Source organism: Kitasatospora sp. NPDC088783, assembly GCF_044750705.1.
Lineage (GTDB): Bacteria > Actinomycetota > Actinomycetes > Streptomycetales > Streptomycetaceae > Kitasatospora > Kitasatospora fiedleri.
On sequence record NZ_JBIVKJ010000005.1, the window covers coordinates 232,198 to 245,108 of the forward strand.

Consider the following 12,911-nt stretch of genomic DNA (forward strand, 5'->3'; position numbering starts at 1 on the left):
AGCTCGCCCCCGCACCACCCCGCCCCGCCGCGCTCCGGACGATCGGATGGTCGCCCGGCGCGCCCGTTCCGTGACAGCGAGTAGCGGGGGAGGGCTGGGCCGCTCGCCCCCGACCGGGGCCGGCACTACGGCCCGATCGCCGGGGACGACGGCTTCGCGGGCTGGATCACCCCCACCCGGACTCCCCGCCGCCGCCCGACACGGTCGCGCTCACCCTCACCCGCACCCGCCGCTGAGACCCTCCCGGACGGGACCGAGCCGGCCCCGGGCGCGGGCCCGGCCCGTCACGGGCAGGTGACCACCTGGCCGGCCCAGGACAGGCCGCCGCCGAACGCGAACAGCAGCACCCGGGCGCCCGAACGCAGTTCGCCCCGCTCCACCAGCTTCGCCAGCGCCAGCGGCACGGAGGCCGCCGAGGTGTTGCCGGAGTCCACCACGTCCCGGGCGATCACCGCGTCCTCGGACAGGCCCAGCTTCTGCACCAGCGACTCGATGATCCGCAGGTTCGCCTGGTGGGTCACCACCCCGTCCAGCTCCGCCGGGCTCAACCCGGCCGCCCGGCACGCCTGTTCGGCCAGCGCGGGCAGCTCGGTGGTGGCCCACCGGAACACCGCCTGGCCGTCCTGCTCGAACTGCGGGTGCCACTCGTCCAGCAGCCGCACCGCGCTCGCCCGCGACGGGTCCGAACCCCAGACCACCGGGCCGATCGCGCTGCCCTCCCCGTCGGTCGCGGACAGCACCGCCGCGCCCGCGCCGTCGCCCAGCAGGATGCAGCTGCGCCGGTCCGTCCAGTCGACCAGGTCCGACATCTTCTCCGCGCCGATCACCAGCGCGTGCTTGGCGCCGCCCGCCAGCAGCGAGTGGTTCGCCACCGACAGCGAGGTGCAGAACCCCGCACACCCGTTGTTCAGGTCGAACGCGACGGCGGACGGAATGCCCAGCCGACCCGCCACCTGCGCCGCGATCGACGGGCAGCGGTCCACCGCACTGCAGGTGGCCACCGTGACCTGCCCGATCTCCGCCGGGTCCAGCCCCGAGGCCGCCAGCGCCTTCGCCGCCGCCCCCGCCGCCAGATCGGTCACCGACTCCTGCGGCCCCGCGATCCGCCGGGTCACGATCCCGGTCCGCCGCCGGATCCACTCGTCATTGGTGTCCACCATCGTCGCCAACTCGTCGTTGGTCAGCACCCGGCTGGGCTGGTGGTGGCCGAGAGCGGCTATCCGGACTCCGGGCATGGCGGTCCCCTTCTCCACGGGCGGCCCCCGGCCGACGCCGGGGCAACGGCCTGGAATATAGCAACCGACCGATCGGAAGCTAAACGCCGCCCGCAGAACGGACACCCGACGGAGTCCGTCCGACGCTCTCCGTCCCGAAGTCCGGACCGGGAGACCCGGCCGGCCACGCCCGCGCCGTCGAGGAACTGCCGGACGGCACCGTCCTGGCCACCCTCGACCGGAACTGCGTTCGCCCGTCGCCCGTCGCCCGTCGCTTCGCCGCTGACGGCGTGCCCCGCTGGATCTTCCGGAGATTCCTGCTGGAACGAGTGGTGGTCCGCCCTGTGTCACCAGGGCGCGGTCTTCCCGGCCGGCTACGCGGCGCTGCCGGTCCTGGCCGCCGCCGGCATCGACCGGCCCGACGACGGGGAGGACCCTTGCCCGGAGGGGGCGGGGCGTGGGACGGGCGGATCGACGCCCTCAGCGGTTCCGACGGTGGACTTTCCGGCGGCGCCGGTGGCCCCGGCTGCGCTCGGCGGGCCGGGGACGGCGATGGGGGCGTCCCGGCTCCGGCTCGCTGTCCGGTCCCGTGGGCTTCCCCGGTGTGCCGGGACGGACGTTCCCTGCGTGTTCTCGCTCGGGTTCTCGGTCGGGCGCGGTGGATCCGGGCGCGTCATGCGGGGAGGACGGGGGAAGGGCCGGACGGCAGGGGAGGGGCCGGGCACCGGTTCGGGTGATCTTCTCCGGGATCACCTTGTGCAGCCGGGCGGTCGCTGGGTGTGCTGGGGGTGCGGGGCCGATCGTCGGCCCTCCGACGAGGAGTTGCACGTCATGAAGATTCCGGTCACCACCGACATCACGGTCCGGGACAAGTCCGCCTGGATCCGCTGGCTGCCCAACGCCCTGCCGGCGGCCGGCTACCTCACGCTGGACAACTCCTCCGGCACGGCCGTGGACATCACCAAGGTCACCAGCCCGGACTACCAGCGCATCACCATCTACCAGAGCGTCGCCGACTCCGAGCACCCGAAGATGATCAAGCTGGACAAGGTCACCGTCACCCCCCGAGGGTTCGCCTTCGTCCCGGGCGAGCACCACCTCATGCTGGAGAAGCCGACCCGCCTGATCACCCCCGGCGACAACGCCCGGGTCGTCTTCTTCCTGGGCGACGGCAAGGTCTTCAAGGTCCGCATCCCCGTGCGCACCTCCCCCGAGCTGTACTGAACCGCCCGCGCCCCCAGGAGATCCGGACATGACCACCTTCCACCTCGACCTCGGCGGCAACCGCACCGAAGCGCTCGACTCCGTCGCCCAGCTCGAACTCATCAACACCGCCGTCGACCTCGACACCTACCTCTCCGGCGACTACCGGGCACCCGTCCCGCTGTGGGGCAGCGTGGTCCTCACCCGCGGCGACGACCGCCACGAGGCCACCACCCAGTGGGTCGAGGACGTCGAGGACACCACCACCCACCAGGACGTCGTCCTCATCGCGGGCGACCCCGCCGACCCCGCCGCCCGACGCGTCCGCCTCACCGACGCGTGGGCCAGCGCCACCTACCACCTCGACGAGGACGACGATCCCGACGCCTTCGCCATCACCTTCGCCGACATCACCGTCGAGAAGTAGCCACCCCCGCCTACCGGCAGCGCAGCGCGGGACCCGTCGACCCGTCACCGGCCACGGGTCCCGCCCGCGTCGGCGAAGACGCGGCAGGCGGCAGGGGGTGCGAGCTCCGGCGAGGTCCGGCGAGCCCCGGCGAGGCCCGGCCGCTCGGCATCCGTCCCGGCGGAGCCCGGTCGTCGGGACGCCGGCAGCCGCCCCGGAGGAAAATCACGGTCCGCGCGGCGGGCGCTGCGGCACAATCCCAGGATGATCGGCAACCGGATCACCCATCGCACGGCGGACGGCGTCCGCGTACCCGGAACCTGGCGGCACGCCTTCATCCGCAACGGCGGCCACTACTTCCTCACCGACCTGTTCGTCTACGCGGACGGGCTCATCGACTGCTGGGGCCTGGTCACCGTCGAGGAGTTCGAGGAGAAGCTGCGCACCGGCTGGGTGGCCACCACCTTCCCCGAGGGCGGGGAGGCGTCCGCGCACGAGCTGGCGGACTGGAAGTTCAGCGAGCCGGAGAGCTGGATCACGCCCGATCTGCTGGTCGCCGAAGTCCGCGACACCATCGACCTGTTGAACGGCCGCCCCGATTCGACCGGCCGCTGCCTGGCCGCCGTCGACGTCTTCCTCGCCGACCGGACCGAGGAGAACCGGGCCGCGGCCCGCGCCGCGTTCCTCGCGGTCCCGGAGATCCAGCGCCGCTACGCGCTGGGCGACATGGACAGCAAGGACTGGCCACTGCGGGTCCTGGTGGCGGGGCCCGGCGGCCGGACCTACCTGCCGTTCGACGGGACGGTCACGCAGGAGGACTACGACGGCGCCCTCGGGTACTTCGAGGAGCGGGCCCGGTGGAGGGCCGAGCGGTCCACCCGCGTCCCGGCGGACGGGCCGGTGACCCCGCACGCACCGGCCGTCCAGCTCCACCACACGTACCGGACCGAGCCGGTGGCCGATCCCGGCAAGATCGGCCTGCGCCACGACTACCCCGCCCCGATCACGGTCGCCGACGCCGACTACCCCTCCGTCGCCCGCGCCTACTGGGCCCTGTCGGTCGCCGACCCCGGGGCCCGGGACGCGATCGCGGCGGCGCAGACCGCCTCCGCGGCACGCACGCTCGCGGCCGAGGCCCCCCGCCGCGAGGGCTGGGAACACGCCCGGACCGCCGTCATGACCGCGCTGCTGCGCGCCAAGTACGACCAGCACCCCGAACTGGCCGAGGTCCTGCTGGCGACGGACGACGCCACCCTGATCTACGACGACATGAACTCGGGTTTCTGGGGCGACAACGCCGGCCGGGGCCGTAACTGGTCGGGACGCCTCCTCGAACTCGTCCGCTCCGAACTGCACGCCCGGCGCGCCGGGATTCCCGGGGCCTGACCCGAGCGGGCCGGGTCGGGCTGCGGTCGGCGCATCGTCGCACGTCGTAGGATTCCGGGGCCGGGGGTAGGACGGGACGCGTCCGGGCGGACGGATGGACGGACGGATCGCGGAGGAGGACCGGATGAGCCCGCGCAGCACGGTGGTCGAGGCCCGCCGGACCAGGGCCCGGATCATCGACCGCAGTGTCGCCCTCGCCTCGGTCGACGGGCTGGAGGGGCTGACCATCGGGCGGCTGGCCGCCGACCTCGGGCTGTCCAAGGCCGGGGTGCTCGGGCACTTCGGCACCAAGGAGGCCCTCCAACTGGCGACCCTGGAACGGGCCTCCGCGCTGTTCACCGCGCTGGTGTGGGACCCGGCGGCGGCCACCGAGCCCGGCCTGCGCCGGCTGCGGGCGGTCTGCCAGAGCTGGATCGACTACCTGGAGCACGCCCGCGAGGTGTTCCCCGGCGGCTGCCTGTTCACCACCGCGGCCGTCGAGTTCGACGCGCACGACGGCCCGGTCCGCCGCAACGTCGCCCGCCTGCTGCTGGTCTGGCGCCGCCGCCTGGCCGGCGAGGTCCGGCTCGCCGTCGAGGCCGGGGACCTCCCCTCGGACACCGACCCCGAGCAGGTCGTCCACGAGCTGACCGGCATCTACCTGGCCCTCAACCAGGCACTCCAGCTCCTGCGCGACCCGCTCGCCGCCACCCGCACCCGCCGCGCCCTGGACCGGCTGCTGCCCGCCGACCGCTCGCTGCCCGCCCGCTGAGCGTCGGCCGGGGTGGACGGAAAACGGGTGGCAGCGGGCCGCGCGGGCGGGGATCATGCGGGCATGACCGACTGCCGAAAGGCCGGTGCCGCGTAACCGGCCCGGCGCCCTGCGCGCCACCGCACCCCGTGCCACCGCACCCCGTGCTACCGCACCCCGTGCTACCGCACCCCGTGCCACCGCACCCCGTGCCACCGCACCCAGCCGCCGCCCGGAGGCCCCGCCGCCGCACGTCCCGGGGCTGTCCGCGGCCGCGGACCGGGACGTCCGCCGGGTCGAGTGGCAGCGCCCCGACCGCTGGGTGGAGCCGGGGGCCACTGGCGAGGCGCTGCGCCGCTACCGCGCGTTCCTGCGCGCCCCCGGCGGGCGGTGGCGGTACCCCCGGGCGGCGGAGTTCTCCTGCTGCCCGGGCTGCGCGCGCGACGACGCCCGCCACTGCCGGGACGTCCTGGCGGCGCTGCTGCCGCACCTGCCTCCCCGCTCCCGGGCCGAACTCGTCCGGCTGCTGCGCCCGTTGGACGCGGAGTTCCGCCGCCGCACGCTGCCCGACCCGTTCGCCCCGCCGGACGCCCCCTGGTGGTGGCGCCGCCTGGGCGACTCCCCGTGGGGCTGACGCCCCGGGCGGGAACCCTCGCCGGAAACCCCTGTGGCGGGCGTTCGGGCAGCACACCAGGACCCCGTAAAAGCGCATGAAATGACAGGCGGAAAATCAAAGGAAAGCGCCGGGCGGCGAATTTCCGGTTCCTCCCGCGTGGCACCCACCCATTCGCCGCGCAGCTCCTAGTCTCAACGGTCTACAGCGCTGCGGCACCTTCCCGCCGCGCCCCCGTTCCGCGCGTTTCCGCGTTCGCGCGTTCGCGCGTTCGCGCGTTTTCCGTGCCGTCGATCCGAGGAGTTGCGGCCATGAGCCGTGTCGTCAGGGCCGCCCTGTTCCAGACCGCGTGGACGGGCGACAAGGAGAGCATGCTGGCCGCCGCCGAGCAGGCCGCGCGGGACGCCGCCGGGCAGGGGGCGGGGATCATCGGGTTCCAGGAGGTGTTCAACGCCCCGTACTTCTGCCAGGTGCAGGAGCCGGAGCACTACGCCTGGGCCGAGCCCGTCCCGGACGGGCCGACGGTGCGGCGGATGCGGGAGCTGGCCCGGGAGTTGGGGATCGTGATCGTCGCCCCGGTGTACGAGATCGAGAAGCCCGGTTTCTTCTACAACACCGCCGCCGTGATCGACGCCGACGGCAGCTACCTCGGCAAGTACCGCAAGCACCACATCCCGCAGGTGCGCGGATTCTGGGAGAAGTACTACTTCAAGCCCGGGAACCTGGGCTGGCCGGTGTTCGACACGGCGGTCGGGAAGGTCGGCGTGTACATCTGCTACGACCGGCACTTCCCGGAGGGCTGGCGGGCGCTCGGCCTGGCCGGGGCGGAGATCGTGTACAACCCGTCGGCGACCAGCCGCGGCCTGTCCGCCTACCTGTGGCAGCTGGAGCAGCCCGCCGCGGCGGTCGCCAACGAGTACTTCGTCGCCGCGATCAACCGGGTCGGCGTCGAGGAGTACGGCGACGACGACTTCTACGGCACCAGCTACTTCGTCGACCCGCGCGGGCAGTTCGTCGGCGAGGTCGCCTCCGACAAGCACGAGGAACTGGTCGTCCGGGACCTGGACCTCGGCCTGATCGACGAGGTTCGCCAGCAGTGGGCGTTCTACCGGGACCGGCGCCCGGACGCCTACGGCCCGCTGACCGAGGGCTGAGCGCGATGGCCCGCACCCTGATCACCGGCGGCCTGGTCGTCACCGCCGCCGAGGAGACGCACGCCGACGTGCTGGTCGAGGACGGCCGGGTGGTCGCGCTCGCCCTGCCCGGCAGCCAGCGCTGGCACGCGGAGCGGGTGTTCGACGCCAGCGGGAAGTACGTCGTCCCCGGCGGCGTCGACGCGCACACCCACATGGAGATGCCGTTCGGCGGCACCCGCGCCTCGGACACCTTCGAGACCGGCACCCGGGCCGCGGCCTGGGGCGGGACCACCACGATCATCGACTTCGCCGTCCAGACCAAGGGCGCCCCGCTGCGCGCCGGACTGGACGACTGGCACGCCAAGGCCGACGGCCGGTGCGCGATCGACTACGCCTTCCACATGATCGTCTCGGACGTCAACGCGGCGACGCTGGACGAGATGCCCGGCCTGGTCGGCGAGGGCGTCACCTCGTTCAAGCTGTTCATGGCCTACCCCGGCGTCTTCTACTCCGACGACGGGCAGATCCTGCGCGCCATGCAGCGGGCCGCCGACACCGGCGCGCTCACCATGCTGCACGCCGAGAACGGCCCCGCCATCGACGTCCTGGTCGAACAGGCCCTGGCCCGCGGCGAGACCGACCCGCGCCACCACGGCGAGGTCCGCCGGGCGCTGCTGGAGGCCGAGGCCACCCACCGGGCGATCCAACTGGCCCGGGTGGCCGGCGCGCCGCTGTACGTGGTGCACGTCTCCGCCCGCGAGGCGCTCGCCGAACTGGCCGCCGCCCGCGACCTCGGCCTGCCGGTCTTCGGCGAGACCTGCCCGCAGTACCTGTTCCTGTCCACCGACAACCTGGCCGAGCCCGGCTTCGAGGGCGCCAAGTACGTCTGCTCCACCCCGCTGCGGCCCAGGGACCACCAGGCGGCGCTCTGGCGCGGCCTGCGCACCGACGACCTCCAGGTGGTCTCCACCGACCACTGCCCGTTCTGCTTCAAGGGGCAGAAGGACCTCGGCCGCGACGACTTCTCGAAGATCCCCAACGGCCTGCCCGGCGTCGAGCACCGGATGGACCTGCTCCACCAGGCCGTGGTCGACGGCCACCTGACCCGCCGCCGCTGGATCGAGCTCGCCTGCGCCGCCCCCGCCCGGATGTTCGGCCTCCACCCCCGCAAGGGCACCATCGCCCCCGGCTCCGACGCCGACCTGGTGATCTACGACCCGCACGCCGTGCAGACCCTCTCCGCCGCCACCCACCACATGAACGTCGACTACTCGGCGTACGAGGGCCGCACCGTCACCGGACGCGTCGAGACCGTGCTCTCCCGCGGCGAGGTGGTGCTCGACCGCGGCCAGTACCTCGGCCGCCCGGGGCACGGCACCTTCCTGCCCCGCTCCACCTGCCAGTACCTCTGACCACCCCCTCATCCGCGAGGAGCCCCCCGCCGTGGACTTCGGACTCGTCCTGCAGACCGACCCGCCGGCCGCCGAGGTCGTCGACCTGATGCGCCGCGCCGAACGGGCTGGGTTCAGCCACGGCTGGACCTTCGACTCCGCCGTGCTCTGGCAGGAGCCCTTCGTCATCCACAGCCGGATCCTGGAGCACACCGAACGGCTGCACGTCGGCCCGATGGTCACCAACCCGGCCACCCGCAGCTGGGAGGTCACCGCCTCCACCTTCGCCACCCTCAACGACATGTACGGCAACCGGACGGTGTGCGGCATCGGCCGCGGCGACTCCGCGATGCGGGTGGCCGGACGCCGCCCCAACACCCTGGCCCGGCTCGGCGCCGCCGTCGACGCGATCCGCGACCTCGCCGAGGGGCGGGAGGCCGAGGTCGACGGCACCCCGATCCGGATCCCCTGGATCAAGGACGGCCGACTGCCGGTCTGGATGGCCGCGTACGGCCCCCGGGCGCTCGCCCTGGCCGGACAGAAGGCGGACGGGTTCATCCTCCAACTGGCCGACCCCTACCTCACCGAGTGGATGGTCAAGGCCGTCCGCCGGGCCGCCGAGGAGGCCGGCCGCGACCCCGCCGCCGTCACCGTCTGCGTCGCCGCCCCCGCCTACGTCGGCGACGACCTCGCCCACGCCCGCGAGCAGTGCCGCTGGTTCGGCGGCATGGTCGGCAACCACGTCGCCGACCTGGTCGCCAAGTACGGCGAGCACTCCGACCTCGTCCCCGAGGAGCTCACCGCCTACATCAAGGACCGCCACGGCTACGACTACAGCCACCACGGCCGCACCGGCAACCCCTCCACCGACTTCGTCCCCGACGCCATCGTCGACCGCTTCTGCCTCCTTGGCCCCGCCACCGCCCACATCGAGAAACTCCGCACCCTGCGCGACCTGGGCGTCGACCAGTTCGCCCTCTACGCGATGCACGACGCCCGCGAGGCCGTCATCGACGCCTACGGCACGGAGGTCATCCCGGCACTGGCCTGATCCGGCGGCAGAACCGGAGCAGGGCGGTCCTACGCCGCGGGCGCGGGGAACTTCTTGAGGAAGCCCTCCAGTTCGGGCCGGGAGTGGAACGAGACGTTCAGCCGGGTCGGCTTCGCACCGCCGGGCAACCGCAGGTACAGGGCGTTCCAGGCACGCCCCCGCCGCACCCGGGCGACCAGGCCGTCGGCCTGCTCACGGGGGATGACGTGCACCAGCTCCTCGGGCCGGTTCCGCGCCCGGGGCCCGCGGTGGACGTAGACGGACCGCTCCGTGACGGTCAGGAAGTAGCTCTTCATCAGGAGCAGGCCGACCGGCCCCAGGAAGCCCATCAGGAACTGGCTCGGCCCGTCCACGGCCAGCAGCACCAGGCGCGGCGCCTCGGTCGGATCGGCGCGCAGCACGGCCCGCCTGGCCTCGGACTGCAGGTCGAGCTTGAGGTTGGTCGTTCCGAGCGGTTGTCCGGACATGGGGGTTCGCCTTTCGACGGGGTCGGTCGGGTCGGGTCGGTACGGAGCGGGGACGGGGGCCCGGTGTGGTCCGGGCCCCCGGCTGGTTCCCGTCGGATTCCCCGCCGGCTCAGGAGGCCGCGTAGAGCGCGGCCACCTGCTCGGTGCTGAGGGCGTAGGGGTAGGTGCGGGCGTCGGCGACGTTGCCGGCGGTCTTGTTGTCGAGGCTGCCGTCGGGGTAGCGGTTGGCTCCGATGGTGAGGTGGCCGGTGGACGCCCAGGTGGACGGGACCGCTGTGGAGCCCGCGTAGGTGCCGTTGACGTACAGCGTCATGGTCTTGCTCCCCGCGTCGTAGGTGCCGACGAGGTGGGTCCACTTCCCTGGGGCGGCGGGGGCGTTGGCCGAGGCGGTGTAGTAGGCGGTGGCGGCGCTGTCGGCGGAGGTGCCGACGAATGCCCAGGTCCCGGCCGACTTGCTGTACTGCAGGTAGAAGGGGCTGCGGGTCTGGGCGGTCTGGGACATGACGGTGGAGAAGTCGTCGGTGTTGTTGATCTTCGCCCAGGTGCTCACGGTGTAGCTTCCGGTGGTACCGGGGCTGGCGATGTTCGGGCTGAGCGCCCCCGCGCCGGTCCTGCTCGCCGACGGCACCGCCAAGCCCATCGACCAACTCGCCCAGGGCGACCAGGTCACGGCGACCGACCCCGAGACCGACACCACGTCCGCGGAAACCGTCACCAACACCTTCACCACCCCGGACGACCAGGAATTCACCACCCTCACCCTGACCACCGGCGAGGGCCCCGCCCCTCTGCACACGCTCACCTCGACCCAGCACCACCCCTTCTGGGACGTCACCACCGGCCAGTGGACCGACGCCGCCGAGCTCGAGGCCGGCGACAAGGTACGCACGGACACCGGAAGCACCGTGACGGTCCTGAAGGTGACCAACTACCTCACGGGCCCGACGACCGCCTACAACCTCACTGTCGCCGACCTCCACACGTACTATGTGCTGGCGGGGGCGACGCCGGTCCTGGTTCACAATTGCGATGGCGATGTTCATTGGGTCAATGAGAATGCCAACATGAGCTCCGCTGCCCGTACTTACGATGCTGGAGCTACGGGTTCCAGGTCGGGCTTGGCTCCGGCGCTGCAGTATTACAAGGCTGGCGCGAACAAGCTGTCGGATATCAAGTTTGACGGGTTTGATGCAACAAACGGTGTAATGATTGATCGGAAGGTCAGCGTCACGACCTTCAACAAGACCTATCGGCAGGCTACGAACCAGTCCTTGGCGCTTGAGCAGAACGGCTATACGGGACGGTGGGAGGTTCCCACCGAAGCTGAGGCCGTGCGAGCGCGGAGGGTCCTCGGAAGCCTCCTGATCACCAACATTCGAGTGAGGGTGGTGCCCTGATGGATGTCAACCAGGTCCTGGCGCAAGCATTTGCAAGCGTTGTGGTATCGATCGACCTGACCGACGACGGCGATATCGACCCTGATGTCGCCACGGATATTCTTGAGCCAGCTGCTGCCCTCTTCCGAGGCCTCTCGGAAGAGGGGCGTCGGGAGGTCGCTTCCTTGTTGCTTCAGTGTGCCGAACTTGAGGATAATCCGGAGCGCAAGAGGGCAATTCTGGAGCTTCCCGAAGCTATCGGTCTTCTTAGCGAAGACTGATCCCCAGGGTTTCCTTGGACTGAGATCAAACGTGCATGAAGCCCTCCCCGGGGTGATTCCGGGGAGGGCTTCATGACGTCTTGACGGCAGTAGTTGACGGCAACGTCAGCGTACGGGTGCTGCACAAACCGTCGGATCGTCACCGTCGTCGGGCTCGTTGGCGGCTTCGGAGTGCCTTCCGAGCGTGCGGCTGAGAAGGTCGATGGCGTCGCGTTGGAGGCGGAGCCGGACGTGGGCGTACACGGTCGCGGTGACGCCGATGTGGGCGTGACCCAACAGCTCCTTGATGATGACGAGTTCGACGCCCTGTTCCAGGAGGAGGGTCGCGGTCGAGTGCCTCAGGTCGTGGAACCGGATCGCCCGCAGGCGGGAGTGACGGAGCAGCGCGTTGAAGTGCCGTGTGAGGGTGGCGGGCTCGATGGGGTGGCCGTCCGGGCGGGTGAAGACGAGGCCGGTGTTCACCCAGCCTGCGCCGGCCTGCTGCTTCTCTCGGGCCTGCCGGTCGTGGTGCGCGCGGAGCGAGGCGACGCAGGCGGCCGGGAGGGCGATGCGGCGCTCCGAGCTGATCGTCTTGGTCGGCAGGGTAGTCAGGCCGCCTGTGCTGGTGCGCTGGAGGGTGCGGCGGATACTGGCGGTGCCGCCCGCCAAGTCGAGGTCTTCCCAGCGCAGGCCGAGAAGTTCGCCCTTGCGGAGTCCGGTTCGGAGGGCCAGTTCGAACAGGGCGTGCAGGCGGTGCCCCTGCGCGGCAGAGAGGAAGGAGCGGGCCTCGTCGGCGGTGAGGGGTTCGAACCGGCGGGGCCGGGGTGTTCCGGCACGGACGTTGCGGGGGATCTCTTCCTCGCGTACCGCGTGCTCCAGGGCGGACTTCAACACGGAGTGGATGTAGGCGAGCGTTAGCGGGGAGAGGAGTTTGCGGCAGCACTTGCCGATAGCGCAGCAGCGCGGCCGGTGGTCGGCCTGAGCATCAGGCTTCCGGCGGGCGTCGATGCCGCGTGCGCAGCACTGGCAGACGGTCCGCAGCCTGTTCAGCCAGGTGCGCACGTCCTTCGCGGCGAGTTTGGCGAGCTTCTTCTTGCCGAGGCCGGGGATGAGGTACTGGTTTACGCAGGCGGTGTAGCGGGGGTGGGTGGTCTCGCGGAGCTGGTGGATAGCGACGTTCTCCAGCCAGTACGTCAGGTAGGCGCCGACACTCCCCTGCACGGACGGGGCGGGGACGCCGCGGTTGCTGGTGGCGATCTTCTCGGTGAGTTTGGCGAGGGCTTCCTTGCGGGTGGTGCCGTAGACGCGGACGCGCTTGCGGGTGTCGCCGGGGGCGAGGACGTAGCCGGCGGCTTCTCAGCGGCCGTCCTTGCGCTGGTAGACGGTTCCGTCGCCATTGGCACGGACGCGGCGGGAGGCGGGGGTGTCGCGGTGTGTGGTCATCAGGCGGCGTCCTGTTCGAGGCGGGTGCGGATGAAGTCGGTGAGCGCGTGGGCGGGGATGCGGCGGGCGCGGCCGAGGGTGATGGAGGCGAGCTGCCGGGTGCGGAGCAGGTCGTAGACGGCGGAGCGGCCGAGTTGGAGGCGGGCCATGACCTGGGGGACTGTCAGCAGGTCTTCGTCCGTGCTCGGGGCCGTGAGCAACGTGCTCATCAGCAGCCGCCCTCTGTGGTGAACTG

The 12,911-nt window shown here is 71.9% G+C and carries 14 protein-coding genes and 1 pseudogene; 10 read left to right on the forward strand and 5 right to left on the reverse strand.

Going from position 1 to position 12,911, the window contains the following annotated elements:
• Nucleotides 1-284 precede the first annotated feature (284 nt).
• Nucleotides 285-1,235: a beta-ketoacyl-ACP synthase III gene (locus ACIP60_RS16885; RefSeq protein ID WP_400684721.1), complete on the reverse strand. Its 951-nt coding sequence runs from the start codon at nucleotides 1,233-1,235 to the stop codon at nucleotides 285-287.
• A gap of 810 nt (nucleotides 1,236-2,045) precedes the next feature.
• On the opposite strand from ACIP60_RS16885, the gene ACIP60_RS16890 reads away from it, so the two are divergent.
• The 8 genes from ACIP60_RS16890 (at nucleotide 2,046) to ACIP60_RS16925 (ending at nucleotide 9,130) form a co-directional block, all read left to right on the forward strand.
• Nucleotides 2,046-2,438, forward strand: a complete 393-nt coding sequence (locus ACIP60_RS16890; RefSeq protein WP_400684724.1) for a copper chaperone PCu(A)C — start codon at nucleotides 2,046-2,048, stop codon at nucleotides 2,436-2,438.
• Nucleotides 2,439-2,466: 28 nt separating this feature from the next.
• A complete protein-coding gene (locus ACIP60_RS16895; protein ID WP_400684726.1) occupies nucleotides 2,467-2,844 on the forward strand; it encodes a hypothetical protein in 378 nt (125 codons plus the stop codon).
• A 243-nt stretch (nucleotides 2,845-3,087) separates the two neighbouring features.
• On the forward strand, nucleotides 3,088-4,209 hold the full coding sequence (locus tag ACIP60_RS16900; RefSeq protein WP_400684729.1) for an NADAR domain-containing protein: 1,122 nt from the start codon (nucleotides 3,088-3,090) through the stop codon (nucleotides 4,207-4,209).
• 124 nt (nucleotides 4,210-4,333) lie between these two features.
• A complete protein-coding gene (locus ACIP60_RS16905; protein ID WP_400684732.1) occupies nucleotides 4,334-4,960 on the forward strand; it encodes a TetR/AcrR family transcriptional regulator in 627 nt (208 codons plus the stop codon).
• Between the two features lie 85 nt (nucleotides 4,961-5,045).
• A complete protein-coding gene (locus ACIP60_RS16910; RefSeq protein WP_400684735.1) occupies nucleotides 5,046-5,573 on the forward strand; it encodes a hypothetical protein in 528 nt (175 codons plus the stop codon).
• A gap of 290 nt (nucleotides 5,574-5,863) precedes the next feature.
• Nucleotides 5,864-6,706 (forward strand): nitrilase-related carbon-nitrogen hydrolase, encoded by an 843-nt coding sequence (locus ACIP60_RS16915; protein ID WP_400684737.1) that lies wholly within the window; start codon nucleotides 5,864-5,866, stop codon nucleotides 6,704-6,706.
• Nucleotides 6,707-6,711: 5 nt separating this feature from the next.
• Nucleotides 6,712-8,100, forward strand: a complete 1,389-nt coding sequence (hydA, locus tag ACIP60_RS16920) for a dihydropyrimidinase (RefSeq protein ID WP_400684740.1) — start codon at nucleotides 6,712-6,714, stop codon at nucleotides 8,098-8,100.
• 31 nt (nucleotides 8,101-8,131) lie between these two features.
• Nucleotides 8,132-9,130 carry a TIGR03842 family LLM class F420-dependent oxidoreductase gene (locus ACIP60_RS16925; RefSeq protein WP_400684743.1) on the forward strand — a complete coding sequence of 333 codons (999 nt, stop codon included), beginning with the start codon at nucleotides 8,132-8,134 and terminating at the stop codon, nucleotides 9,128-9,130.
• A 29-nt stretch (nucleotides 9,131-9,159) separates the two neighbouring features.
• On the opposite strand, the gene ACIP60_RS16930 is transcribed toward ACIP60_RS16925, so the two are convergent.
• A complete protein-coding gene (locus ACIP60_RS16930) occupies nucleotides 9,160-9,597 on the reverse strand; it encodes a hypothetical protein (RefSeq protein WP_400684746.1) in 438 nt (145 codons plus the stop codon).
• A 109-nt stretch (nucleotides 9,598-9,706) separates the two neighbouring features.
• Complete coding sequence (locus ACIP60_RS16935; protein ID WP_400684749.1) at nucleotides 9,707-10,147, reverse strand: LamG domain-containing protein; 441 nt, start codon at nucleotides 10,145-10,147, stop codon at nucleotides 9,707-9,709.
• A 31-nt stretch (nucleotides 10,148-10,178) separates the two neighbouring features.
• Between ACIP60_RS16935 and ACIP60_RS16940 the strand changes: the two genes are divergently transcribed.
• Together ACIP60_RS16940 and ACIP60_RS16945 are read left to right on the forward strand one after the other, a co-directional pair.
• A complete protein-coding gene (locus tag ACIP60_RS16940; RefSeq protein WP_400684752.1) occupies nucleotides 10,179-10,994 on the forward strand; it encodes a polymorphic toxin-type HINT domain-containing protein in 816 nt (271 codons plus the stop codon).
• Nucleotides 10,994-11,254, forward strand: a complete 261-nt coding sequence (locus ACIP60_RS16945; RefSeq protein WP_400684755.1) for a hypothetical protein — start codon at nucleotides 10,994-10,996, stop codon at nucleotides 11,252-11,254. Before ACIP60_RS16940 ends, ACIP60_RS16945 begins: the two co-directional genes overlap by 1 nt.
• A gap of 105 nt (nucleotides 11,255-11,359) precedes the next feature.
• On the opposite strand, the pseudogene ACIP60_RS16950 reads toward ACIP60_RS16945, so the two are convergent.
• Together ACIP60_RS16950 and ACIP60_RS16955 are read right to left on the reverse strand one after the other, a co-directional pair.
• A pseudogene (locus ACIP60_RS16950) lies at nucleotides 11,360-12,676 on the reverse strand (tyrosine-type recombinase/integrase).
• Nucleotides 12,676-12,885: a helix-turn-helix domain-containing protein gene (locus tag ACIP60_RS16955; RefSeq protein WP_400684758.1), complete on the reverse strand. Its 210-nt coding sequence runs from the start codon at nucleotides 12,883-12,885 to the stop codon at nucleotides 12,676-12,678. The pseudogene ACIP60_RS16950 and the gene ACIP60_RS16955 overlap by 1 nt, the downstream one beginning before the upstream one ends.
• Nucleotides 12,886-12,911 lie beyond the last annotated feature (26 nt).